Origin of the sequence: Ferruginivarius sediminum (assembly GCF_003344765.1) — a bacterium.
GTDB classification, from domain to species: Bacteria; Pseudomonadota; Alphaproteobacteria; order Kiloniellales; family Rhodovibrionaceae; genus Ferruginivarius; species Ferruginivarius sediminum.
In genome coordinates, this window is the sequence record NZ_QPMH01000021.1 from 38,183 (window position 1) to 62,811 (window position 24,629).

Genomic DNA, 24,629 nt, shown 5'->3' on the forward strand with positions numbered 1-24,629 from the left:
TAGAAACTGTTGCAAACCAAAGCAGGCTGACTAGCACGAACTTTGGATTGGGTCACGGTCTCGACGGGTTGCCAGCTTACATGCTCACCACGCCCGTCTCCGTCGCCTCCAGCTCGAACGCCGCTTTCATCAGAGCCTGGGTGTAGGGCTCCCGCGGGCGGTCGAAGATTTCGGCGGAGGGGCCCTGTTCGACGACCACGCCGTCCTTCATGACGATGACGTCGTCGGCCAGCGCGCGGACGACGCGCAGGTCGTGGCTGATGAAGAGGTAGGCGAGGTCGTTGCGCTTCTGCAGGTCGCGCAGCAGGTCCACGATCTGCGCCTGCACCGACATGTCGAGCGCGCTTGTCGGCTCGTCCAGCACGACGAAGCGGGGCTTGAGGACCATGGCGCGGGCGATGGCGATGCGCTGGCGCTGGCCGCCGGAGAACTCGTGCGGATAGCGGAAGCGGCTGTCCGGGTCGAGGCCGACCTCCTCCAACGCCTCGACGATCAGGCGTTCGCGATCGTCGCTGTCGGCGCCAAGGCCGTGCACCTTCAGGCCCTCCTCGACGATCTGCCCGACCGACAGACGCGGCGAGAGCGAGCCATAGGGGTCCTGGAAGACGACTTGCATCTCCCGGCGTAGCGGCCGGATCTCGCGTGGGCGAAGGCCCTGGATGTCGCGCTCCTGAAAGCGGATGCCGCCGCGCGATGCGATCAGGCGCAACAACGCCATGCCCAGCGTCGTCTTGCCGCTGCCGCTTTCCCCGACGATACCGACGGTGTGGCCGGCGCGCACGGTGAGATCGATGCCGTCGACGGCGCGGACATAGTCCACGGTGCGCTTGAGCACGCCCTTCTTGATGGGAAAGTGCACCTTGACGTCGCGGCCCTGAACGACGATCGGCGCGTTCGATCGCACTTGCCGCAATTCGCCCCTGGGTTCGGCGGCCAGCAGGCGCTGGGTGTAGGGGTGTTGCGGGGAATCCAGAATCTGCTTTGCCGGGCCCTGTTCCACGGCCTCGCCCTGGGTCATCACCACCATCTCGTCGGCCATCTTGCGCACGACGTTGAGGTCGTGGGTGATCAGAAGCAGCGCCATGTCGAACTCGCGTGCAAGCTCGCGCAGCAGCTTCAGGATCTGGGCCTGGATGGTGACGTCCAACGCCGTTGTCGGCTCGTCGGCGATCAGCAGATCCGGCTCGTTCGCCAATGCCATCGCGATCATGACGCGCTGGCGCTGACCGCCGGACAGTTCGTGCGGATAGGCGCCCAGCCGCTTGCGCGCCTCGGGAATGCCGACCATGTCCAGCAGTTCCAGCGTGCGCTTGCGTGCCTGATCGCGGCTCATGCCCTTGTGGACCAGAAGCGGCTCGCTGACCTGCTTCTCGACGTGGTGCAGGGGGTTGAGCGAGGTCATCGGCTCCTGGAAGATCATGGCGATCTCATTGCCGCGGATCTGACGCATCCGTGCCTCGCCGGCGCCGACCAGTTCCTCGCCCTTGAAGCGGATGGAAGATCCCGGCGGGTGCTGGGCCAGCGGGTAGGGCAGAAGCTGCATGATCGACAGCGCGCTCACGGACTTGCCGCTTCCGCTCTCGCCGACCAGCCCGACCGTTTCGCCGCGATCCAGGCCGTAGGACAGCTCCTTCACCGCCTCCACGCGGTTCTCGCCGCCGCCGAAGGTGACGCCAAGGCGGGAGATTTCGAGTAGCCGCTCGGTCATTCCGCCCCCTTCGCCCGCCATGCCGGGGATAGGCCCCTCACCCTGTCCCTCTCCCCGGAAGCGGGGCGAGGGAACGATAAACGCGCCGGTACGGCCACTCGGCCGAATCGCGGGAACCTGTCGATTGTCGTCCCCTCGCCCCCGCGTCGGAGGAGAGGGACAGGGTGAGGGGGATTCCCCCAACCCATCCGTGCCTTCACCGCAATGCTCATGCCCCGCCTCCCTGCGCGCGGCTGGCGACGGCGGTGTCTTTCGCCTCGATGCCGGGCTCGGCCGGTGTCGGTTCGCCCTGGAACAGTTTGCGCGGGTCGAAGGCGTCGCGCACCGCCTCGCCGATGAAGAACAGCAAGCTCAGCATGATCGACAGCACGAAGAAGCCGGTAAGCCCGAGCCACGGCGCCTGCAGGTTCGCCTTGCCCTGCGCCAGCACCTCGCCCAGCGAGGCCGAGCCGGGCGGCAGGCCGAAGCCGATGAAGTCGAGGGCCGTCAGCGTAGTGATGGACCCCGCCAGCGTGAACGGCAGGAAGGTCAGCGTCGCGACCATGGCGTTGGGCAGGATGTGGCGGAACATCACCATGCTGTCGGCCAGGCCCAGCGCCTTGGCGGCCTTGACGAAATCCAGGTTGCGGGCGCGCAGGAACTCGGCGCGCACATAGCCGACGGGCCATGGCCAGCCAAACAGCACCATGACGCCCAGAAGCCACCAGAAGCTCGGCTCCACGATACTGGCCAGGATGATCAGGATCATCAGCATCGGCAGCGTGCCGAAGATCTCCATCACGCGCTGGAAAATAAGGTCCACCCAACCGCCGAAATACCCCTGGACGGCGCCGGCGAAGACGCCGATCAGCGTGGTGAGGAAGGTCATCAGCAAGCCGAAGACGACCGATATGCGGAAGCCGTAGATCACCCGCGCCACCACGTCGCGCGCCTGGTCGTCGGTGCCCAGCCAGTGCCGGTCGCTTGGCGCGGTCGGCGCCGGGTCGGTCAGCTTCCAGTCGACCGAGCGGTGGTCATAGGGGATCAACGGCATCACCATGAAACCGTTGTCGGCGATCTGCTGCTTGACGAAGGGGTCGCTGTAGTCGGTCTTCGTCGGAAAATACCCGTCGAAGGTCGTTTCGGGGTAGTCGTGGAAGATCGGCAGGTACAATTCGCCGTCGTAGACGACGAGGATCGGCTCGTCGTTCGCAAGCACCTCGGCGAAGATGCTGAGACCGAAGACGATCAGAAAGAACCACAGCGACCAGAAGCCGCGCCCGTTGGCCCGGAAGTTGTGCAGCCGCCGCCGCGTGATCGGCGAGATCGGCATGCCGAGGAAACGGTCCTGCGGACGCCTGCGGCGCTGGCTTGCGGGAACGCTCATCGGGAGTGCCCCCAATACTGGCTGATAACCGCGTTCGCCATCCCTCGCACCACCATCAGTTCATCGCCTCGAAGCTGATGCGCGGATCGATAATGGTGTACATGATGTCGTTGATAAGCTGCAGCACGAGGCCCAGCAGCGTGAAGATGTACAGCGTGGCGAACATCACCGGATAGTCGCGGTTCACCACCGCCTCGAAGCCCAAGAGGCCGAGCCCGTCCAGCGAGAACAGGATCTCGATCAGCACCGCGCCGGTGAACAGGATGTTGACGAACGCCACCGGAAAGCCGGCGATCACGATCAGCATCGCGTTGCGGAAGACGTGGCCGTAAAGCACGCGGCGCTGCGCCAGGCCCTTGGCGCGGGCGGTGATGACGTACTGCTGGTTGATCTGGTCCAGGAACGAGTTCTTGGTCAGCATCGTCAGCCCGGCGAAGCTGCCCACCACCAGCGCCAGGAGCGGCAGCGCCATGTGCCAGAAGTAATCGACGATCTTCATCGGCCACGACAACGTCTCCCAGTCATCGGAGACCAGGCCGCGCAGCGGGAACCAGTCGAGGTAGGCGCCGCCGGCGAAGACCACGATCAGGAACACCGCGAAGAGGAACGCCGGAATCGCGTTGCCGACCAGCACCACCACCGACGTCCAGAAATCGAACCGCGAGCCGTCGCGCACCGCCTTGGCGATGCCCAGCGGGATCGAGATCAGGTAGGTCAGGATCGTCGTCCACAGGCCCAGCGAGATCGACACCGGCATCTTGTCGATGATCAGCTCGGTGACCGAGCGGCTGCGGAAGAAGCTCTCCCCGAAGTCGAAGGTCGCGTAGTTCCCGAGCATCAGCAGAAAGCGTTCGTGCGCCGGCTTGTCGAAGCCGAATTGCTTTTCCAGGCTCTTGATGAAATCCGGATCCAGACCCTGGGCGCCCCGGTAGTCGCCGCGCACGTCGCCGCTGCCGCCACCGCCGCCGGGCTGGCCGCTACCCGCCCCGGTCTCAAGCTCGCCGCCGGCCTGGGTGACGCGCTGCGTCGCCGCGACGCCGGTGCCCGTGACCTGCGATATGACCTGCTGCACCGGCCCGCCGGGCGCGGCCTGCACGATCAGGAAGTTGATCAGCATCGCACCGATCAGCGTCGGCACGACCAGGATCAGGCGGCGGATGATATAGCTGGTCATCGCCTCGGCCGGCCTCCCTCAGCTTGCCCGTCCGGCATGATGCCGGCGGAAGAAGAAGAGCGCCAGAAGCGCAAGCGCCGCCAGCACGATCGCGGTAATGGCCGTCTCGCCGCCGCCTTCCGCGCTTTCGGGCGTTCCGGCCTCGGATTGGGCGGTCTTCACCGCGGCGGCCTTGTCACGCTCCACCCACCACGCGTCGAGATAGGGCAGGCCATAGGGCGGGTTGAGCTCCGGCCGACCGAACTTGTCCCAGTAGGCGACGCGGAAATAACCGATGTGCCAGTTCGGCACGACCAGGTGGTGCCACAGCAGGACCCGGTCCAGTGCGCGCGTGCGCAGGACCAGCTCCTCGCGGCTGGGCGCCTGGATGATCATATCTATGAGTTGGTCGACGACGGGGTCGGCGAGGCCGGTGTAGTTCCGGCTGCCGTTGCGTTCGGCCGCCTGCGAGCTCCAGAAGTCGCGCTGCTCGTTGCCGGGCGACAGCGACTGGCCCCAGCCCGCGATCATCATGTCGAAATCGAAGCTGTCCAGGCGGTTCTGGTACTGCGCGCTGTCCACGACGCGCACCTCCACCTCCATGCCCAGCTTCTCAAGATTGGCGACATAGGGCAGGACCACCCTCTCGAATGCCTTGTTGACCAGCAGAATCTCGAAGCTGAAGGGGCGGCCGGTGCGCTCGCGCACCAGCTTCATGTCGCGCACCACCCAGCCGGCCTCGTTCAGTAGACTCAGCGCGGCCTTCAGGTTCTCGCGGGGATAGCCGTCGCCGTTGGTTTCCGGCGGATCGTATTCCTGCGTGAAGACTTCGGGCGGAAGCTGGGCGCGGAACCGCTCCAGGATATCCAGCTCGCGCCCGGTCGGCACGCCGCTGGAAGCGAGTTCGGAGTTGGAGAAATAGCTTTCCGTCCGGCTGTACTGCCCGAAGAACAGGTTGCGGTTCGTCCAGGTGAAGTCGAAGGCGTACGCCATCGCCTCGCGGACCTTCGGGCTGTCGAAGGGCGGACGCCGCGTGTTCATGGCGAAGGCCTGCATGCCGGTCGGCTGGTCGTGGTCGATCTCTTCCAGCGTCAGCTCGCCCGAGCGTACGGCGGGGCCTTCATAGGCGGTGGCCCATGCCTTGGCCTGGTTCTCCAGGCGCAGGTCGACCGTGCCGGACTTCACCGCCTCGCGGATGACGGTGGGGTCGCGGAAGTAGTCGTAGCGGATCGTGTCGTAGTTCCAGCGCCCCCGGTTCACCGGGATATCCTTGCCCCAGTAGTCCTCGACGCGCTCGTAGACGACATAGCGGCCCGGCTCGTAGTCGGCCACGCGGTAGGGCCCGCTTCCCAGCGGCGGCTGCAACGTCGATTGGCCGAATTCGCGGTCCTCCCAGTAGTGTTTCGGCAGGACCGGCAACTGCCCCACGATGAGGGGCAACTCACGGTTCACGCCGCCGGAGAAGTCGAAGCGCACGGTCCGCGGGCCCACCCGTTGCGCCTTCGCGACGTTCTTGTAGTAGAAGCGATAGAAGGGGTGGCCCTTCTCCTTCAGGACATTGAGGGAGAAGATCACATCCTCGACCGTGACGGGCGTCCCGTCGTGCCAGCGCGCGTTCTCGCGCAGCTTGAAGGCCACCCAGGAGCGGTCTTCGGGCACGTAGACGCTTTCCGCCAGCAGCCCGTATTCGCTGAACGCCTCGTCGCTCGACGAGGCCATCAGTGTTTCGAAGACGAGGCCGGCGCCTTCCGCCGTGACCCCTTTGATGATGTAGGGGTTGAAGCTGTCGTAGGTTCCCTCCGCCGCCAGGCGTATCGTCCCGCCCTTCGGCGCATCGGGGTTCACGTAGTCGAAATGCCGGAAATCCGGGCCATACTTGACGTCGCCGTGCATCGCCACGCCATGGCGCGGCTCGACGCCGTCCACCGCCTGGGCAAGGGCGGGGCCGGTCACGAGGGCGATCAGAAAGGCGAGAACCACGCAGCGCATGGACGCAATCGAGCTTAAAACCGATGGCTGTGTAAAGAGGCAGCGTGATCTTATGGCCGTTCGGCGTGGCAGGAAAATGGCGTTCGTGGTCATGAACGGTGGCGCGAGGGCCTTTCGCGAGCCCGGCAGTCCGGGGTCAGCCCTTCAGGATTTCGAGCACCGTGTCCTGGATTCGCGGATCGCCCAGCGCCAGAACCTGGCCGGGCGAATCGGGGCCGAGGGGCTTGCCGTTCCAGTCGGTCATCGCGCCGCCCGCGCCTTCGACGACCGGCACGAGCGCGGCGTAGTCGTAGTAGCTCATCGCCGCGTCGGTGACGATGTCGCAGAAACCGCTGGCCAGCAGCCCGTAGTTGTAGCAGTCCCCGCCGAACTGCGGCAGCTTCACCGACTGCTTCAGGTGACGGAACGACTGCGCCGTGGCGCCGCGGTACATGTCGGGCGAGGTCGTGCACAGGACCGCCTTGCCCGGCGAATCGCAAGAACGCGTGTGGATCTCGGCGCGCGTGCCGTCCCGCTCCATATGCAGGCTCGGCCGGCCCGATGCGCCGATCCAGCGCTCTCCGGTGCCGGGCGCGTCGATAAAGCCAAGAATGCTTTGCCGATGGTGGGTTAGCGCAATCAGCGTGCCGAACGTGGGCCGGCCGGTGATGAACTGCTTGGTGCCGTCGATGGGGTCCAGGACCCAGACATAATCGGCGTCGGTACGGACGCTGCCGAACTCCTCGCCGATGATGCCGTCGTCGGGTCGGGCTTCCTCGATCAGCGCCCGCATCGTCTGCTCGGCCTCGCGGTCGGCGACCGTGACCGGCGTGGCATCGGGCTTGTCGTCCACCGACACCGGCGAGCGGAAGTGCCGCAGAATGACCGCCCTTGCCGCATCCGCAAGGCGTTCGGCAAGGGCGATCAAAGCGTCGTCGGGCGCCTGCGGTTCGCTCATTGGGCCGGGTCCGTGCCGCGACGGGCCACCGATGCTACTCGACCGGCGGCGGGTTCTTGCTCTGCTCGCGCAGGTAGGCGATTACCTCGGCGCGCTTCTGCGGATCCTTCACGCCCGGATAGGTCATGCGCGTGCCCGGCGCCCAGCCCTGCGGGCTCTCCAGGAAGGCCCAGAGGTCTTCGTATGTCCAGTTGCCCTCTTTGTTCTTCAGGGCGTCGGAATAGTTGAAGCCCTCGACCGAAGCGATGTCGGCGCCGACCACGTTGTAGAGGTTCGGGCCGACCTTGTTCGGGCCCCCCTCGTCGAACGAGTGGCAGGCCATGCACACGCGCGAGCCGCTCTTGCCGGCCGCCGGATCCGCCGCCGCGATCTTGGCGGCGATGCCGTCGCCGCCGCCGCCCTGTTCGGCCTCGCCCGACTCGGCCATTTCAGCCTCGGCCTGCTCGGCCTCGCCTGCGTCGGCCTCTTCCTCGCCACCGCCCGTGACCGCGGCGATCTCCTCCTCGGTGGGCAGCGGTGCCGGCTCGTCGGCCAGTGAACGCAGATAGGCGACGATGTTGGCGCGGTCCTGCACCTTCTTGACGCCGTTGTACGTCATCTTGGTGCCGGGCGCCCAGCCCTGGGGATCGTACAGGAAGGCGTTCAGCTTCTCATACGTCCACTCGCCTTCCTTGCCGGACAGGGCGCTGGAGTAGCTGAAGCCTTCCACACCGGCGATCTGGTTCCCAACCAGACCGTAGAGATTCGGCCCGACTTTGTTGGGGCCGCCTTTCTCGAACGAATGGCAGGCCTGGCAGACACGCGTCGAGCCTTCGCCGGCGGCCGGGTCGGCCTCGGCCAGCAGCGGCAGAATCGGTTCCGGACCCGCCGGCTCCTGCGGCTCGGCCCCGCCATCGTCCGCCTTCACCGCGACCGAATAGTGCGGCTCCTCCGGCACATGCGGGTGAATCAGGATGTCGGCGATGAAGCCTGTACCCATGGCAACGACACCGGCGGTCAGCACCGATGCAGCGATCTTGTTCAGTTCCAACGACATGCGGACGACCCCAGAAGCCCCTTCGAAAGCGGCGAGACAATAGCCGCACGTGTGCGGCCGTTCAATAGAGTGAAGGGGAGAAAGCGGTTTCCCCCCGTGCAACCGGACGCTAACCTCGCACGCTCGCACGCCAGGGCAATCGGGTGCGCCAATTGGTCGCGCCCCTGCGGCCTGGTGCCGCAAGCCTGAAACACCACCAAAACCGTCGGAGAAAGCCGGCACGCATGAACCCAATAGTGGCAATACCCGCCCGCCTTTCCGCGACGCGCCTGCCGAACAAGCCGCTGGCCGAGATCGCCGGCGAGCCGATGATCGTCCACGTCTGGCGCCGGGCTTGCGAGGCCGATGCCGGCCCGGTGGTCGTGGCCAGCGCCGAGACGGAAATCGCGGAGGTCGTCACGGCCGCGGGTGGCACGGCCGTCCTCACCGACGCCGGCCTCCCCTCGGGCTCGGACCGCGTGCACAGAGCGGTGGAGCAGATCGATCCGGACGGTGCGCACGACGTTGTGGTGAATCTGCAGGGCGACCTGCCGACCATCGATCCGGAAAGCATCCGCGCGTCCCTGCGGCCGCTGGCGGAGCCGGAGGTCGACATCGCCACGATCGCCGCGCGTATCGGCGACCCGGCGGAGCGCCACGACCCGAACGTCGTCAAGGTCGCGACGGCCTTCGCGTCGGGATCGACCACCGCCCGCGCGCTTTACTTCTCGCGCAGCGCGGTGCCCTGGGACGGTGGCGACGCCGGGCAGCCCCTTTATCACCACATCGGCCTCTACGCCTATCGCCGGGAGGCGCTACGGCGATTCGTCTCGCTGCCGCCCGGCCTGCTGGAACAGCGCGAGCGGCTGGAGCAGTTGCGCGCGCTGGAGAACGGCATGCGCATCGACGTGGGCCTCGTTGACACCGTGCCGCTCGGTGTCGATACTCCCGCCGATCTCGCCAAGGCTCGCGACATTCTGGCCGCGCAGGCCGGTTGACGGGGCGTCGCAGGCAATCCCGCGGTTTTCCGAGACGTTGACGTTGGTGACAAACGCATGTCCGAGCAGACGGACCCGAGCAAGCTGATCGCGTTCCAGGGCTCTCCCGGAGCCTATTCCGACATGGCCTGCCGGGCCGTCTATCCCGATATGGCGACACTGCCCTGCGCCTCGTTCGAGGATACCTTCACGGCCGTGAAGGAAGGGCGGGCGCAATACGCCATGATCCCGGTGGACAATTCCTCCGCCGGGCGTGTTGCCGACATTCATCATCTGCTGCCGGACTCCGGCCTGCATATCGTCGGCGAGCACTTTCAGGGCGTGAACCATCAGCTTCTTGGCGTGCCGGGAGCCGAGCTTTCCGACATCTCGGTGGTGCACAGCCACGTCCACGCTCTCTCGCAGTGCCGCAAGTACCTGCGCGACAACGGCCTGCGCCCCGTGGTGCACGCCGATACGGCGGGCGCGGCGGCGGAGGTGGCCAGCCTCGGCGACAAGACGCAGGCGGCCGTGGCCTCGCGCTTGGCGGGCGAGATCTACGGGTTGCGCTCGCTGGCGCAGGATATCGAGGATGCCGAGCACAATACGACGCGTTTCCTCATCATGTCGCGGGAGCCGATCGATCCGGACCCGGACGACGGGCCGGTGATCACCTCGATGGTGTTCCGCGTCCGCTCGGTCCCGGCGGCGCTCTACAAGGCGCTGGGCGGCTTCGCCACGAATGGCGTCAACATTACGAAGCTGGAAAGCTACATCCTCGACGCGCGCTTCACGGTCGCGCAGTTCTACGCCGATATCGAGGGGCACCCCGATCATCGCCCGGTGCGGCTGGCGCTGGAGGAGCTTGGGTTCTTCTCCCGCGAGGTGCGCATCCTCGGCGTCTACCACGCCTCGCCGTTCCGCCAGGGTGCACCCGTCGGCGGGCTTTAGGGTTCGGCGCAGCGGCTACCCCTCACCGTGTCGCCGCGAAAATCCCGAAAACCCTACGCCCGCCCCTCCAGCCAGGCCTGGATCAGCCTGCGGGCGATCGAATCGGCGCGTGGCAGCCGGAACAGCTCGTCCTCGCGCGAGTTCATGACCTCGTCGCGGTGGAACCAGCGCGCCGTGGCCAGCTCCTCGAAGTCCACGTTCAGCGGCGCAAGGGGGGCGCGGGCGTGGAAGCCCACCATCAGCGAGGCGGGGAACGGCCACGGCTGCGAGGCGAAGTAGCGCACGCTGCCAGGCGTGACGTGGACACCGACTTCCTCCGCCACCTCGCGGGCGACGGCTTCCTCAAGGCTTTCGCCGGGCTCGACGAAGCCGGCCAGGGTCGAATGCATCCCTGGCGGCATGCGTGAGTGGCTGCCCAGGACACAATGGTCGCCGCCGTCGTGGACAAGCATGATGACGGCGGGATCGGTGCGCGGGAAATGCCGCGCCTCGCAGCCGTCGTTCACGCAGCTTCGCGAAAACCCGGCATCCCGCACCTCCGTCGGCCCGGCGCAGCGGGGACAGAAGCGGTGCCGGGCGTGCCAATAGATGATGCCGCGGGCGTAGGCGAGCAGCGCCCCCTCGGCCTGTCCCATCAACGGCCCTACCGTGCGCAGATCCTCGAAGCCGCCGCGCTCGCCCAGCACCTTTCGCGCCGCATCCTCCTCCAGCGGGGAGAGGTCCAGCGCGAAGACCGCGCGCGAGGCCATCAGGCCCAGGAAAACGACGTTGTCCGCCACCTCCAGCGCTGGCGCCGCCGACTCGCCGCCGATGTAGAGAGGTACGGGCGCGCCACCGTTCGCGGCGTCGACGTGGTTGCGATTGCGCCAGACAGCGACGAATCGGCTTTCCGGGTCGCGCAGGCGCGCCGCTACCCAGTCCGGGTCGCCGCGCAAGTGCGCCGCGCGGTCCAGCGGGCTGTCGGTGTAGGGCATTCGTGCAATCGACATGGTTTGGCTTTCATCGCACAAGCACGTCGGACGCGCAATTCCGTGCTTGCGGGCGCCAAAGCGCTGCCCAATTATTGCCTCACCATACAACGATGTGGATCCGAAAGGGGTGAGACGGGGCCATGTTTGAGTTGAATCGTCGGGATTTGCTTGCGGCCGGGGCGGCGGGTGTCGGCCTTTCCATGCTGCCGCGCCTTGCGGCCGCCGATGGCTGCGTGTTTCCGCCGGAGGGGTCGATCGGTTATCGCGTGCTGCGTGAAGGCGACGAGATCGGCCAGCACATCGCCACCTTCAAGCGCCGCGGCGACGATCTGATCGCCATCAACGATATCGAGATCGTCGTGAAGATGCTGGGCATCCCGGTCTACCGCTACGAGCACCGCTCGGAAGAGGTCTGGAAAAAGGGCTGGCTGACCGCTGTCGAGAGCACGACCAACAAGGATGGCAAGAAGAAAAGCCTGCGCGGCGAGCGTCGCGACGAGGCGATGCGCCTTGTGGTGAACGGCGAGAAGAATCGCTCGGTCTCCGGCTATGTCGTCACGACCAGCCTGTGGCACCGCGACACGCCGTTCGAGCAGGGCCTGATGGACATCGAGGACGGCGAGGTCAAGCTGATCAAGGGCCAGCTCGTCGCGAGGGAGACGGTGCCCGTCGGCAACGGCGAGGTCGAGGCGCGGCACTACAGCGTGACCGGCGAAATGGCGCGCGAGCTGTGGTACGATGATCGCTGTCGCCTGGTGCGCGTTGAGTTCAACACCAAGAAGGACGGCTCGCGCATCATCCTGGAGCCGATGGCGGAAACCTGAATCGCCTCCCCTTGCTTGCGTCGGGCGCCATCCTGATATAGTCAGGCACGGGAGGCTGGCGGCGGACGGGTCGCCGGCTAATCCGGTCAGGTCCGGAAGGAAGCAGCCGTAACCGGTCTGACTCGGGTCGTTCGTTCAGCCTCCCACCCGCTTACCCGGCACGTCTGGCCCGGCGCCGATCGGCGCGGGCCGGGAGAACGGCGCGAAAAGCCCGGCTGTATGTCCGATCCAACCGACGCCGCAACGCCCCACGCCGCCGAGACCGGCGAATCCGTGCGCGCGCCCTACCGGGTGCTGGCCCGCAAATACCGCCCCACCAACTTCGCCGACCTGATCGGCCAGGATGCGCTGGTGCGCACGCTGTCGAACGCCATCGACAGCGGGCGCATGGCGCAGGCCTTCGTCCTGACGGGGGTGCGCGGTGTGGGCAAGACGACGACCGCGCGCATCATCGCCCGCGCGCTGAACTGCATCGGCCCGGACGGACAGGGCGGCCCCACGACGCAACCCTGCGGCGTGTGCGAGCATTGCACCGCGATAGCGGAAGACCGGCACGTCGACGTCATCGAGATGGACGCGGCCAGCCGCACGGGCGTCGACGACATCCGCGACCTGATCGACGGCGTGCGCTATCGCCCCGTCTCGGCGCGGCGCAAGGTCTATATCGTGGACGAGGTCCACATGCTCTCCAAGCAGGCGTTCAACGCGCTGCTGAAAACGCTGGAAGAGCCGCCGGAGCATGTGGTCTTCGTCTTCGCCACCACCGAGATTCGCAAGGTCCCGATCACGGTGCTGTCGCGCTGCATGCGCTTCGACCTGCGCCGGGTGGAGCAGGAGACGCTGGCCGCGCACTTCCGTGGCATCCTTGAGAAAGAGGGGCTGAGCGCCGAGGACGCGGCGCTGGAGATGGTGGCCCGCGCCGCCGACGGCTCGGTGCGCGATGGGCTGTCGCTGCTCGATCAGGCCATCGCGCTGTCGGGCGACACCATCGCCGAGGCTCAGGTCAAGCAGATGCTGGGCCTGGCCGACCGCGGGCGCATCTACGACCTTTACGATGCCGTGCTGGGCGGCCGCGCGGCCGAGGCGCTGGAGGTGCTGGCCGATCTCTACAACGCCGGCGCCGACCCGGCCGTCGTCTTGCAGGACATGCTGGAGGTGACGCACACCCTGACGCGCCTGCAGGTCGTCGGCGAGGCGCAGGCGGTGGCCGGCCTGCCGGAGGTGGAGCGCACGCGCGGCGCCGAGATGGCGCGTACGCTGCGCCCCGCGCATCTGGCGCGGAACTGGCAGATGCTGTTGAAGGGGCTGCAGGAGACGCAGAACGCGCCGCAGCCCCGGCAGGCGGCGGAGATGGTGCTGCTGCGCCTGATCTATGCCGCCGAGCTTCCCAGCCCCGGCGATCTGGTGCGCCAGTTGCGCGAAGGCGGTGGAGAGACGAAAGCCCGGCCCGACGGCGGTGCCGGCGCGCCGGCGCAGCGGACGCCGCAGCCCTCTGGCGGCGCGAATGGCGGCGGTGCCCAGGCCGTTGCCGGCGGCGGTGGACCAGCGCCCGAGCCGGGACCGCAAGCCGACGAGGCGCCGCCGCCACCCGACGACGCGCCGAAGGCGGAATCCGCCATAGCGATGCCGCAAAGTCTTCGTGACGTGGTGGCGTTGTGCCAGGAACGGCGGGAAACCCGGCTGGCGGCCGAACTCAAGCGCTCGGTACGGTTGGTGCGCTTCGAGGAAGGCATGATCGAGCTGAGCCCGACCGAGTACGCGCCGCGCGATTTGGCGGGCAGGCTCGGCCACTGCCTGACGGAATGGACCGGCCGGCGCTGGGTCGTGTCGCTGTCCTCGCAGGCCGGCGAGGAAACCCTCGCCGCGCAGGACGAGGCCGCCGAGGCCGCGGAACGCCAGCGCCTGATGGCGCACCCCGACGTGCAGAGAGTGCTCGACGCCTTTCCCGGCGCCAAGCTGATCGCCCATCGCGGCGGCGCGGAGGCGCCCGGCGGAAGTGAGGACCATGACGGCGCGGCGGAGAACGGCGTGCCGATCGACCCGGACGATGTCCCAGGAGACGAGGAGCCATGAAGAACCTCAGCCAGATGATGAAGCAGGCGCAGCAAATGCAGGAGAAGATGCAGGAGATGCAGGAGCGCCTGGCCGAGCACGAGGTCACCGGCGCCGCCGGCGGCGGCATGGTGCAGGTCACCATGAACGGCAAGGGCGAGATGCGCGGCGTGAAGATCGACCCCTCGCTCGTCGACCCGAACGACGTCGAGGTGCTGGAGGATCTTGTCCTGGCGGCCGCCAACGACGCCAAGGCGAAGGTCGAACAGTACACCCAGGAGCAGATGCAGGATCTGACCGGCGGCATGCAGCTTCCGCCGGGCTTCAAGCTGCCGGGGATGTGATCGGGGACAGCGCTCGGGTCTTCCACAGCCGATGGCGAACAGCGAGATCGACCGCCTGATGCAGCTTCTGGCGCGCGTGCCGGGCCTGGGCCCGCGCTCGGCCCGGCGCGCCGTGCTGCACCTGATGAAGCGGCGCGACCAGCTTATGCTGCCGCTGGCGCAGGCGATGCAGGCGGCCGCCGAGTCGATTCGCATCTGCTCGCAGTGCGGCAACCTGGATACGCAGGATCCCTGTGCCATCTGCCGGGATGCCGAGCGCGATACGGCGGCCGTCTGCGTGGTCGAGGATGTCGGCGACCTTTGGGCGCTGGAGCGCACCTCGGCCTTTCGCGGGCGCTATCACGTCCTGGGCGGCACGCTCTCGGCCCTGGACGGCCGGGGGCCGGAACAGCTCAACATCGACAAGCTGATCGACCGCGTGCGCGAGCAGGAGGTGAGCGAGGTGATCCTGGCCCTCTCAGCGACCGTGGACGGGCAGACGACGGCGCACTATATCGGCGAGCGGCTGGCGGACCTGGGTGTGAAGGTGACGCGGCTGGCCCACGGCGTCCCCGTGGGCGGGGAGCTGGATTACCTGGACGACGGCACCCTGACGGCGGCCCTGCGTGCGCGCCGGCCCGCCTGACACTTGGCTTTCAAGACAACCGATCCTGTTCACGCGAAAGGGACAACAAGGGCCATGCACCGCAGCCTGCTGATTGCCGCCGCGCTTCTGCTCTCGGGCCTTCCGGCCGCCGCGCAGGAGGATACCGGGGCCAAGGCGCCCTCCGCGACTGAATTGTCGATCTATCGCAACGATCTGGCCCTGGTGACTGGCCACCGCACGGTGGAACTGCAGGCCGGCGAGGCCGAGATCGCCATGAGCCCGATCAGCCCCGGTATCGTGCCGGAGAGCCTGAATCTCTCGGGCGACGACATTCGCCTGATGGGCCAGGAACTCACCCCCTGGCCGCTCACCCGCGAGCGGATGCTGGGCGCCTTCGTCGGCAAGCAGGTGACGCTGGTGCGCCCGGCTCGGAACGGCAAGACACCCGTGGAGCAGGCGGCGACGCTGCTGTCCGTCGATGGTGGCGTCGTTGTGCGCGTCGATGGCGGTATCGAGGTGGAGCCCGAGGGTCGCATCGTCTTCCCGGAACTGCCTGAGCACCTCAGCGCGGAACCCCGCGCGACCTTCCGAATCGGGGTGGACGAGGCGGGCAGCCGCAGTCTGACCCTTCGTTACCTCACGCGCGGCCTGTCGTGGTCCGCCGGCTATGTCGCGCGCTGGGACGACGAGGCCGGGACGCTGGACCTGACGGGTATGGCGACCCTGGAAAGCAGCCTCTCCACGCCCATCGGGGCGGAGAAGGTGCGCCTTGTCGCCGGCGACGTCGCGATCACGCGGGAGGAACAGCGTGCGCCGCGGATGGACGAGCGCACGATGGCGATGGCCGCCGAGAGCAAGGCCGCCGTGCCGGAGGCGGAAACGCGCGCTGACCTGAAGGTTTATCCCCTGAAGCGGCCGGTGACGCTGCGCCCCGGCAGCCGGGTGCAGAGGCCGCTCCTGGCCGCCGAGGGCGTGGCGGTGGAACGCCGCTATCGGATCGAGGGGCTTGCCATTGCCCAGCCCTTCGGCGGCGAGCGCGAGGCGTCGGCGCGGCTGCGCCTTCTCGTTCCCGACACACGAAAAGCCGGGCTGGGGCAGGCGCTGCCGGCCGGCACGGTTCGGGTCTACGACGGCGAGGTGTTCCGTGGCGCGCAGGCGGTCGGCGACACGCCGCTTGGAAGCGAGCTGGCGCTGGACCTGGGCGCCGCCTTCGACATCACCGCGAAGGCTCGGCAGAAGGTGTTCGAGCGCATCGGCGAGCGGGCTTATGAAACCGCGCAGGAAATCGTCCTGAAGAACGCCAAGGACCGCGACGTCACGGTGCGGATCATCGGCCGCTTCCCGCCGGAGTGGACGATGCTCTCCGAAAGCCATCCGCACGAGGCCGAGACCGCGACGCAGCCTGTCTGGACCATCGACGTGCCGTCGGGCGGCGCGGCCACGCTGACGTATCGTGTGCGGGTGCAGTAGGCGAGAGCCGTCTCCCTGCCTAGACGTCGAGCACCATGCCGTCTTCCAGCGTTTCGAGCGGGATCTCGCCGCGCCTGGCGAGCATATCCTCGTTCATGTGCGTAAGCAGGATACGCCTGGCGCTGACTCGGGGCAGTTGCTTTTGCAACGTCTCCCAGTCGCTGTGCCGCTCGTTCTCGCCGGCCGGGGCGTAGCATTCCATGATGAAGAGGTCGGCGTCGCGGGCCGCGTCCACCAGGGTATCGGTCCAGGCGGTGTCGCCGGAATACGTGAAGACCCGCTCCCCGTCGCCAACGCGCAGCGCGTAGCAATTGGGCGGCCCGTGCACGACCGGGAAGGGCTCCACCGACAGCCCCAGGACATCGTCGCTTTTGCCCGGCTGCAGCTCGATGACGTCGATGGGAAAGCGCCATTCGAGGTCGACGCCGCAGAAGAAGACGCGGACCGCCTCTTTCGTCCGCTCCCACAGGCCCGGCGGGCCGGCCAGGGTGAGCGGGCGGTCACGCTCGCTCTCGAACTGCTCGTACAGCAGGAAGAACGGCAGTCCGCCGAAGTGATCGCCGTGCAGATGCGTGATCAGGATGCCGTCGATGGCGTTCGGATCCACGCCGTAGCGCCGCATGGCAATCATGCTGGACGCGCCGCAGTCCATCAGCAGTTGTTTCCCGCCGGTCTCCATATGGAAGCATGTGTTGAAACGACCGCCGCTTCCAAAGGCGTCGCCGCTTCCCAGTATTGTTATACGCATACACGTCCCCCCAGTCCCGCTACATGCTTTCGGATATGCAGCATCGGGCGTCAACCCCGGCGGGCGCAGTGACGGCGATCACGGGTCGATCAACGCGATTTTACCGACGAGGGCACGAGAAGCCATGAAAGCGTACGCCGATCAGGTGTCGGCAATGGGCTGCATCGCGGGGGCGAACGCGTTAAGCTCCGCCGCCATGAGCGAACCGCAGCCCGACGAGCGCCTGCGCCCGGCGATGGACGCGCTGGCCGCATGCGACGACGACATCGCCCGTGCCTACGAGGCCTGCGGCCTGCCGCCCGTGCGCCGGCAGCCGGCGGACTTCGCCGGCATGGTGAACATCATCGCCGCCCAGCAGCTTTCCGTGCACGCCGCGCGGGCGATCTGCGAACGGCTGAGGGCGGCGATAGGGCCGCTGACCGCCGAAAGCTTCCTGGCGGTGCCGGAGGAGGAGGCCCGCAACCTGGGCCTCAGCCGCCCCAAGGTGCGCTATCTGCGCGGCATCGCCGAGGCGGAACAGGCCGGCGACCTAGATTTCGCCGAACTGGCCGAGGTTCCCGACGACGAGGCGATGGCGCGCCTGACCGCCATCAAGGGGGTGGGGCGCTGGACGGCGGAGATATTCCTGCTGTTCGCGCTGGAACGGCCCGATGTCTTTCCCGCACAGGACCTGGCGCTGCAGGTCTCCGGCCAACGGCTGAAGCGGCTGGAGGACCGTCCCTCGGCCGACGTACTGCGCGAACTGGCGGATAGCTGGCGCCCATACCGCAGCGCCGCCGCCAGGTTCCTGTGGCACTACTATCGCCATCCCGGCGTGGCTTAGGTTGTAATCCGGGGCTCTTAACGGCTATGCAACAACGCGGCTTACGATCTCGACCATGGAAATGCTTTAGGGAATCCGGATGTCTGAAACGACCACTCTCGACGGCCCGCGCGTCGAACCGCTGAGCGGCGGGCCCGCGCGGCAGCTCGTGGTGCTGCTCCACGGCCTGGGGGCCGACGGGAACGACCTGATCGAGCTGGCGCCCTATCTGGGGCAGAGCCTGCCCGATGCGGCCTTCGTTTCCCCGCATGCGCCCTTCGCCTGCGACATGGCGCCGATGGGCCGGCAGTGGTTTTCGCTGCAAAGCGTGGAGCCGGAGAAGCTGCTGGAGGGTGCCGAGGCGGCGGCGCCGATCCTGGAGCGTTTTCTGCGGGCCGAGTTGGAGCACCATGGCCTGGGCGCCGGGCAATTGGCCCTCGTCGGCTTCTCCCAGGGCGGCATGATGGCGTTGCACGTCGGCCTGCGCTGGGCCGAGCCTGTCGCGGCGATCTGCGGCTTTTCCACGGCGCTGATCGGCGCGGAGAAGCTGCCGGAAGAGATACGCGGCCGGCCGCCCGTCCTGCTGGTCCACGGCGACAGTGATCCCGTGATCCCCTATCAGGCGATGCCGGCGGCAACGGCGGCGCTGAAGGCTATCGACGTTTCCGTGACGGCGGAGACCCGGCCGGGCCTGGCGCATGGGATCGATCAGGAAGCCGTCGATCTGGCAAGCGGGTTCCTGAAACGCCATCTCCTCGCCGCGACGGCCTGAGGCCCGGCCCCTGTTGCAAGGGGCTGGACTCGCGCGCCAAGGTGTCCCACTTTTTGCTGGAGTGTTGGTAGACCGAGTTTACAAGGATATTAAGATTTCGGGCGGTCGCGCACCAAATCTTGTATTCCTTCGGCGAGTGTCGTATCCAATCGCCGGACGCGGCGACATGGCGGAGTCGCGTCATCGGGTAAAGAGGAAGGGAGCGGGGCTGTGAGCGTCCCGGCCAATGCTTTCCCGGCGCTTGTGCTGAATGCGGACTTTCGTCCGCTAAGCTACTTTCCACTGTCGGTCTGGCCGTGGCAGGAAACGGTCAAGGCCGTCTTCCTTGAGCGCGTCAACATCGTCAGCGAGTATGACGAAACCGTCCACTCGCCGACCTTCGAGATGCGGCTGCCCAGCGTCATCTCGCTCAAGGAATACGTGCCGCTCAACCGCAGGCCGGCGTTCACCCGCTTCAACGTCTTTCTGCGCGACGGCTTCCGCTGCCAGTATTCGGGCGTGCGCCTGCCGGCCGAGGAACTCACCTTCGACCACGTGATCCCGCGCTCGCGCGGCGGCCGGACGAATTGGGCGAACGTGGTGACGGCCTCGGCCCGCATGAACCTCTTGAAGGCCAACCGAACGCCGGAAGAGGCGGGCATGCACCTGTTGCGCCGCCCGCGCCAGCCGATGGTCTACGAACTGCAACGCCAGGCCCGGAAGTTCCCGCCGAATTATCTGCACGAAAGCTGGAACGACTTCCTCTACTGGGATACCGAGCTGGAGGACTGAGCGGCTTTCCGGCGGGCCGGACAAGCCTTGTCAGCCGTTCTTCCGCCGTCGGTAGTGCCGCTGGACCTTTGCTCTGTTGCCGCAGGTTCGCATGTCGCACCACCTGCGGGTTCCGTTCTTGCTGGTGTCCAGGAAGTAGAGAATGCAATCCGGGTGCGCGCAGGCCTTTATCCGTGCTTCCGGCCAGTCGCGCAGCAGTTCGAGATAGTTGAACGCGGCATGCCAGGCGGGCTCCCAGCCGGCAGCGATATCGTAGGCGCTTTCGGGGCCGGATGGTCCGAGAGCGGCAATCACGCGGCCCTGATCGAGGATCGCGTTCAAGCGCGCCCGGCCCTGTTCCTCGTCCTGGTTCTCCAGCAACAGGCGAAGCGTTTCGCGGGTTTCGATAAGATGTCGGCGGATGTCCTCAAGACCTGAGCTTGGCGCTTCGAAGTCCCCTTCCGATAGCCAAACGGCCGTTCCGGCCGGATTCTCCAGGAGGTCGCGGCGCACACCGGCGTCGACCCATTCCGTGTTGACGAGGTCGAGAGCCAGCGGCTCGCCACGCAACGGGCGCACGTTCGCAAGATCGTTATCGCTAACCATCAAAAACCCTTTGACTGGTCAAGCATCCTGAAGCTAACCACTCATTTGGTATTCAGCCGTTAAGTTTTCAGGGGTTCCTCATGACTGCTGCCCGGCCGTTCCAGGGTCCGCGCGTCGTCGCCGTCGCCTTTCTCACGCTCATGGGGGCGTTCGGTCTTAACCTCACGGGCGGGCAGTTTTTCGCGCCGCTGACCGCCGCGCATGGCTGGGGCCTGTCGACGCTCAGCCTTGCGGTGTCGGTGAACATGGTGACCTGGGGCGTGTTCCAGCCGGTCATGGGCAGGTTGATCGACCGCCTGGGGCCGAAGCCGGTCATCGCGGCAAGCTGCGCCATCATGGGCCTGTCGTTCCTGTTGAGCGCCACGATCGACAGCATATGGGAGTTCTTCCTGTATTATGGCGTGCTGACCGCGATCGGATTCGCCGGCTGTGGGTCGATGGCGAACTCGGTGCTGGTGGCGCGCTGGTATGTGCGCGGGCGCGCCCCGATGCTGGCGCGCAGCGCCATGGGCATGAACATCGGGCAGCTCGTCTTCCTGCCCCTGGCGGGATGGCTGATCGTTGCCAGCGGCTATGAAGGCGCGTTCGCGATCCTGGGCCTGATCATGCTTGCGGGCGTGACGCCCGCGGTCCTGCTGTTCGTGCGCAACGACCCGCGAGACATCGGCCAGGGGCCGGACGGCGATCCGCTTGCCGGCTTCAAGCGGCCGGCCAGCAGGCCGTTTTCCGAGGCCGTGCGCAGTCGCGACTACTGGTGCGCCAGCCTCGGTTTCGTGACCTGCGGCTATTCTCTCTACATGGTGACGATGCACCTGCCGCGTTTCGCCGTGGACCTTGGCGGCAGCCTTGCCTTGGGCGGCGTGCTGCTCGGCATCGCTGCCGGCGCCAGCGCCGTGTCGATGTGGCTGATGGGCCAGCTTGCGCCGCGCTACGGCAAGAAGCCGCTGCTGGTCGGGCTTTACGTGCTTCGCGCCGCCGCGCTGGCCTGGCTGGCGACGTCGAGCAGCGTCTGGCAACTCTACGTCTTCGCCGTCGTCTATGGATTGGCGTCGATGCCGGTCATTCCCCTGAAAACCGGGCTGATCGGCGACCTGTACGGCGCGAATGCGCTTGGCACGATTCTAGGATCGGTGTGGCTTTACCATCAGGTTTTTGCCGCGCTTGGCGTCTATCTTGGCGGTTTCATCCGTTCCACCACCGGCGCCTATGACACCGCGTTTCTTTCCGCCTCTCTGCTTCTGCTGGCGGGCGGCGCGTTCACCGCGATGGTGCGCGAGCCGAGGCTTGCCCAGGCCGCGGCCTGAGTCTGCTTCTCGGGCTGGCTCACGCCCGGCGGGTCGCCAGTGCCCAGATCGTGGCGGCGGCTAGCGCGAGGGAGGCCAGCACGTTGTATCCTGCCATGGAGAGGCCCAGGAACGTCCAGGCCGGCTCGTCGCAGGGGACCACGTTCGTGCGCGAGGCCAGAAGTTTTTTGACCTCCTCGACCGTCATGCCCTTTTCGATGGCGGGAACGCTACAACCCGGCAAGCCTTCCCACCAGCCGTACTCCACGCCGGCGTGGAACCCGGCGATGCCTGCTCCGACAAGGAATACAGCGCCGGCCAGCGCGACGCAGACCTGACGGACCGGCGGCATTCCGGCGAAAAGCACGCCAAGGATGCCCAGCGCGATGGTCGCCACATAGGGCCAGCGCTGCCACAGGCAAAGCTGGCACGGCTCCAGACCGAAGACGTATTGGGAGATCAGGGCCATCCCCAGGACGACGGCGCTGGCAAGCGCGATGGCGCCGGAGACCAGGCGTGGATCAGAAGACATAGCGCACCGCCACGAAACCGCCGAACAGGATAACGAAGAACGCCACGGTCAGGGCCGGCAGGTTGTTCTCGATGAACCGCCGGATCGGCGGGCCAAAGTACCACAGCAGGGCGCACTCGACGAAGAAGCGTGCGCCGCGCGATACCGTCGAGGCAACCAGGAAGACCAAGGGGTCGAGCGCCATCACGCCGCTGGTGATTGTGATCACCTTGTAGGGGAAGGGCGTGAAGCCCGCCGCCGCCACGAACCAGAAGCCCCACTCGGCATAGAATGCCCGCATCTCGTGGAACTTGTCGGTATAGCCGTAGAATTCCAGGATCGGCTGGCCCACGGCGTCGAACAGGTAGTAGCCGATGGCATAGCCCAACAGCCCGCCCAGCACCGAGGCCACGGTGCAGATCGCCGCGATCAGCCACGCCCGCGTCCGGTCGGCAAGCACCATCGGGATCAACAACACGTCCGGCGGGATCGGAAAGACCGAGCTTTCCACGAACGAGATCACCGCCAGGCCGGAAAGGGCGTGGCGGTGGGCGGCGAGGGCAAGGGTCCGGTCGTACAGGCGTTGCAGCATTGCTGGATCGGCCGTGTGCAGCGTTCGGGCTCGGCGCAGGGATCGTGTAGCAGCCGCGCCCGTCGGCGGCAACGGCCCGTGCGTGCGGGCGCACTCTCGGCTATGGTGGCGCAAGTTCTCTGCGTGGAGGTTTCGCCCATGACCGCGGCAAGCGAGAAGCAGGTCGGCACCTACGACTACGTCATCGTCGGCGCGGGCAGCGCCGGCTGCGTCCTGGCCAACCGGCTGAGCGCGGACCCGGACGTACGGGTCCTGCTGCTGGAGGCGGGCGGCAAGGACGACTACTTCTGGATCAAGGTGCCGGTCGGCTATCTTTATACCATCAACAACCCGCGCACCGACTGGTGCTTCAAGACCGAGGCGGAGACCGGGCTGAACGGTCGCGCGCTGGGTTATCCGCGCGGGCGGGTGCTGGGCGGCTGCTCGTCGATCAACGGCATGATCTACATGCGCGGCCAGGCGCGCGACTACGACGGTTGGCGCCAGCTCGGCAACGTCGGCTGGGGCTGGGACGACGTGCTGCCCTATTTCAAGCGGCACGAGGACTTCGCCTGGGGCGGCGACGACAGCCACGGCCAGGGCGGCGAGTGGCGGGTCGAGGGCCTGCGCCTCAACTGGGAGATTCTTGATGCTTTCCGCGAGGCGGCGGCCGAGGTCGGCATCCCCAAGGTCGACGACTTCAACCGGGGCAACAACGAGGGCGTCGGCTACTTCCAGGTGAACCAGCGCCGCGGCCGCCGCTGGAGCACCGCCGACGCCTTCCTGCGCCCGGCGATGGAACGCCCGAACCTGCACGTCCTCACCCACGCACAGGCCAAGAGCCTGATCTTCGATGGCAAGCGCGCGGCCGGTGTGCGCTTCTGGCACCACGGCGAGGACGCCACTGCCGCCGCCAGCGGGGAGGTGATCCTGGCGACCGGCTCGGTCGGCTCGCCGCAGCTTCTGCAGGTTTCGGGCGTCGGCCCGCCGGACCTGCTGCGCGAGCACGGGGTCGAGGTGCATCACCCGCTGCCCGGCGTGGGCGAGAACCTGCAGGACCACTTGCAGATCCGGCCGGTCTACAAGGTCCGCAACGTGCGTACGCTGAACGAGCGGGCGAACTCCTGGCTCGGCAAGGCGGGGATGGGGCTGGAATACTTCCTGTTCAAGCGCGGCCCGCTGACCATGGCGCCCAGCCAGCTCGGCTGTTTCGCCAAGTCCGACCCCTCGCGGGAGACGCCGAACCTGGAATACCACGTGCAGCCGCTCTCGACCGACAAGCTGGGGGGCGACCTGCATCCCTTCCCCGGCTTCACGCCGTCGATCTGCAACCTGCGCCCGGAAAGCCGGGGCAGCATCCACATCCGCGCCGCCGACCCGCGCGAGCAGCCGTCGATCCGGCCGAACTACCTCTCCACGCCGGGCGACCGCAAGGTGGCCGCCGACGCCCTGCGCCTGACCCGGCGGATCGTGTCCGCGAAGGCGATGGCGAAGTACGAACCGGAGGAGTTCAAGCCGGGCGCGACGCTGGTCAGCGACGACGACCTTGCCCGCGCGGCCGGCGACATCGGCACGACGATCTTCCACCCCGTGGGCACCTGCAAGATGGGCCGCGACGACATGGCCGTGGTGGACGACCGCCTGCGCGTCCATGGGATAGCGGGGCTGCGCGTGGTCGACGCCTCGATCATGCCGACAATCACCTCGGGCAACACCAACAGCCCGACCATCATGATTGCCGAGAAAGCCTCGGAGATGATCCGCGCGGACAGGAAGGCGGGCCGGGTGGCGGCGGAATAGGGGCGGTCGATTTTTCGGCTCCCGCTGTTTGCAGCACGGCCATCCTCGATTATAAGATGCGCCGCGTCCGAATCGCGGCCCGTGCCCCTGTGGCGGAATTGGTAGACGCGCGCGACTCAAAATCGCGTTCCTTCGGGAGTGCAGGTTCGATTCCTGCCAGGGGCACCATTCGGTTTCCTGATACGACTCGGTCGGTCGCAACGGCGTGTCCACGTCAGGCCCCGCAGTCGCCCGCGCCGGGGACTCCCCCCCTCAGTCTGCTGCGCAGACAGCTCCCCCTCCGGGGAGCGACTAAGGGGTTGATGCAAAACGAAATTCAGTCGTCTCCCCTGGAGGGGGACCTTTGCGATACGGTCATTTGCGGCGAGGAGTTTGACGAGGGCCGGTTTGGCCGGTCCGCGTGGCGGTTTTTTTGTCGGATTGACGGGATAGGGGGCTTTTTT

The 24,629-nt window shown here is 67.1% G+C and carries 23 protein-coding genes, 1 tRNA gene and 1 other RNA gene; 14 read left to right on the forward strand and 11 right to left on the reverse strand.

Annotated elements, in window-relative coordinates; genetic code table 11:
• Positions 1–76 precede the first annotated feature (76 nt).
• From DRB17_RS16730 to DRB17_RS16755, 6 genes are all read right to left on the reverse strand, one after another.
• Positions 77–1,708, reverse strand: a complete 1,632-nt coding sequence (locus tag DRB17_RS16730; RefSeq protein ID WP_114583401.1) for an ABC transporter ATP-binding protein — start codon at positions 1,706–1,708, stop codon at positions 77–79.
• A 208-nt stretch (positions 1,709–1,916) separates the two neighbouring features.
• Positions 1,917–3,074: an ABC transporter permease gene (locus tag DRB17_RS16735; protein ID WP_241503876.1), complete on the reverse strand. Its 1,158-nt coding sequence runs from the start codon at positions 3,072–3,074 to the stop codon at positions 1,917–1,919.
• Between the two features lie 55 nt (positions 3,075–3,129).
• Complete coding sequence (locus DRB17_RS16740; RefSeq protein WP_114583374.1) at positions 3,130–4,248, reverse strand: microcin C ABC transporter permease YejB; 1,119 nt, start codon at positions 4,246–4,248, stop codon at positions 3,130–3,132.
• An 18-nt stretch (positions 4,249–4,266) separates the two neighbouring features.
• Complete coding sequence (locus DRB17_RS16745) at positions 4,267–6,216, reverse strand: extracellular solute-binding protein (protein ID WP_114583375.1); 1,950 nt, start codon at positions 6,214–6,216, stop codon at positions 4,267–4,269.
• 136 nt (positions 6,217–6,352) lie between these two features.
• Entirely contained in the window at positions 6,353–7,153 is an 801-nt protein-coding gene (gene hisN / locus DRB17_RS16750) for a histidinol-phosphatase (RefSeq protein WP_114583376.1), read from the reverse strand.
• Positions 7,154–7,187: 34 nt separating this feature from the next.
• Positions 7,188–8,189 (reverse strand): c-type cytochrome, encoded by a 1,002-nt coding sequence (locus tag DRB17_RS16755; RefSeq protein WP_114583377.1) that lies wholly within the window; start codon positions 8,187–8,189, stop codon positions 7,188–7,190.
• Positions 8,190–8,413: 224 nt separating this feature from the next.
• Here DRB17_RS16755 and DRB17_RS16760 point away from each other — a divergent pair, with 224 nt between their 5' ends.
• Positions 8,414–9,166, forward strand: coding sequence for a 3-deoxy-manno-octulosonate cytidylyltransferase (locus DRB17_RS16760; protein WP_114583378.1), 753 nt, complete (start codon positions 8,414–8,416; stop codon positions 9,164–9,166).
• A gap of 57 nt (positions 9,167–9,223) precedes the next feature.
• Positions 9,224–10,096: a prephenate dehydratase gene (locus DRB17_RS16765; protein ID WP_114583379.1), complete on the forward strand. Its 873-nt coding sequence runs from the start codon at positions 9,224–9,226 to the stop codon at positions 10,094–10,096.
• 53 nt (positions 10,097–10,149) lie between these two features.
• On the opposite strand, the gene nudC is transcribed toward DRB17_RS16765, so the two are convergent.
• On the reverse strand, positions 10,150–11,085 hold the full coding sequence (gene nudC, locus DRB17_RS16770) for an NAD(+) diphosphatase (protein WP_114583380.1): 936 nt from the start codon (positions 11,083–11,085) through the stop codon (positions 10,150–10,152).
• A gap of 122 nt (positions 11,086–11,207) precedes the next feature.
• Between nudC and DRB17_RS16775 the strand changes: the two genes are divergently transcribed.
• From DRB17_RS16775 to DRB17_RS16800, 6 genes are all read left to right on the forward strand, one after another.
• Complete coding sequence (locus DRB17_RS16775; protein WP_114583381.1) at positions 11,208–11,891, forward strand: DUF6134 family protein; 684 nt, start codon at positions 11,208–11,210, stop codon at positions 11,889–11,891.
• A gap of 50 nt (positions 11,892–11,941) precedes the next feature.
• An RNA gene (gene ffs / locus DRB17_RS16780) (signal recognition particle sRNA small type) lies at positions 11,942–12,038 on the forward strand.
• Positions 12,039–12,110: 72 nt separating this feature from the next.
• Entirely contained in the window at positions 12,111–13,964 is a 1,854-nt protein-coding gene (locus DRB17_RS16785; RefSeq protein WP_114583382.1) for a DNA polymerase III subunit gamma/tau, read from the forward strand.
• Positions 13,961–14,287, forward strand: a complete 327-nt coding sequence (locus tag DRB17_RS16790) for a YbaB/EbfC family nucleoid-associated protein (protein ID WP_114583383.1) — start codon at positions 13,961–13,963, stop codon at positions 14,285–14,287. Before DRB17_RS16785 ends, DRB17_RS16790 begins: the two co-directional genes overlap by 4 nt.
• Before the next feature lie 31 nt (positions 14,288–14,318).
• Positions 14,319–14,912: a recombination mediator RecR gene (recR, locus tag DRB17_RS16795; protein ID WP_114583384.1), complete on the forward strand. Its 594-nt coding sequence runs from the start codon at positions 14,319–14,321 to the stop codon at positions 14,910–14,912.
• Between the two features lie 54 nt (positions 14,913–14,966).
• Positions 14,967–16,343, forward strand: coding sequence for a DUF4139 domain-containing protein (locus tag DRB17_RS16800; protein ID WP_114583385.1), 1,377 nt, complete (start codon positions 14,967–14,969; stop codon positions 16,341–16,343).
• Between the two features lie 19 nt (positions 16,344–16,362).
• On the opposite strand, the gene DRB17_RS16805 is transcribed toward DRB17_RS16800, so the two are convergent.
• Positions 16,363–17,091, reverse strand: a complete 729-nt coding sequence (locus DRB17_RS16805; RefSeq protein WP_114583386.1) for an MBL fold metallo-hydrolase — start codon at positions 17,089–17,091, stop codon at positions 16,363–16,365.
• Between the two features lie 124 nt (positions 17,092–17,215).
• Between DRB17_RS16805 and DRB17_RS16810 the strand changes: the two genes are divergently transcribed.
• From DRB17_RS16810 to DRB17_RS16820, 3 genes are all read left to right on the forward strand, one after another.
• Positions 17,216–17,914 carry a DNA-3-methyladenine glycosylase family protein gene (locus tag DRB17_RS16810; RefSeq protein WP_114583387.1) on the forward strand — a complete coding sequence of 233 codons (699 nt, stop codon included), beginning with the start codon at positions 17,216–17,218 and terminating at the stop codon, positions 17,912–17,914.
• A 79-nt stretch (positions 17,915–17,993) separates the two neighbouring features.
• Positions 17,994–18,665, forward strand: a complete 672-nt coding sequence (locus DRB17_RS16815; RefSeq protein WP_114583388.1) for an alpha/beta hydrolase — start codon at positions 17,994–17,996, stop codon at positions 18,663–18,665.
• A gap of 210 nt (positions 18,666–18,875) precedes the next feature.
• A complete protein-coding gene (locus DRB17_RS16820; RefSeq protein ID WP_114583389.1) occupies positions 18,876–19,436 on the forward strand; it encodes an HNH endonuclease in 561 nt (186 codons plus the stop codon).
• 30 nt (positions 19,437–19,466) lie between these two features.
• Here the strand turns inward: DRB17_RS16820 and DRB17_RS20755 are convergent, their stop codons facing one another.
• Positions 19,467–20,021 carry a CGNR zinc finger domain-containing protein gene (locus DRB17_RS20755; protein WP_114583390.1) on the reverse strand — a complete coding sequence of 185 codons (555 nt, stop codon included), beginning with the start codon at positions 20,019–20,021 and terminating at the stop codon, positions 19,467–19,469.
• An 80-nt stretch (positions 20,022–20,101) separates the two neighbouring features.
• Here DRB17_RS20755 and DRB17_RS16830 point away from each other — a divergent pair, with 80 nt between their 5' ends.
• Positions 20,102–21,325 carry an MFS transporter gene (locus DRB17_RS16830; RefSeq protein ID WP_114583391.1) on the forward strand — a complete coding sequence of 408 codons (1,224 nt, stop codon included), beginning with the start codon at positions 20,102–20,104 and terminating at the stop codon, positions 21,323–21,325.
• Between the two features lie 19 nt (positions 21,326–21,344).
• Here the strand turns inward: DRB17_RS16830 and DRB17_RS16835 are convergent, their stop codons facing one another.
• Both DRB17_RS16835 and DRB17_RS16840 read right to left on the reverse strand, forming a co-directional pair.
• Positions 21,345–21,836, reverse strand: a complete 492-nt coding sequence (locus tag DRB17_RS16835; protein ID WP_114583392.1) for a disulfide bond formation protein B — start codon at positions 21,834–21,836, stop codon at positions 21,345–21,347.
• Positions 21,826–22,407: a YqaA family protein gene (locus tag DRB17_RS16840; protein ID WP_114583393.1), complete on the reverse strand. Its 582-nt coding sequence runs from the start codon at positions 22,405–22,407 to the stop codon at positions 21,826–21,828. Before DRB17_RS16840 ends, DRB17_RS16835 begins: the two co-directional genes overlap by 11 nt.
• Before the next feature lie 138 nt (positions 22,408–22,545).
• Between DRB17_RS16840 and DRB17_RS16845 the strand changes: the two genes are divergently transcribed.
• Both DRB17_RS16845 and DRB17_RS16850 read left to right on the forward strand, forming a co-directional pair.
• A complete protein-coding gene (locus tag DRB17_RS16845; RefSeq protein ID WP_114583394.1) occupies positions 22,546–24,186 on the forward strand; it encodes a GMC family oxidoreductase in 1,641 nt (546 codons plus the stop codon).
• Between the two features lie 83 nt (positions 24,187–24,269).
• A tRNA-Leu gene (locus DRB17_RS16850) sits at positions 24,270–24,354 on the forward strand.
• Positions 24,355–24,629 lie beyond the last annotated feature (275 nt).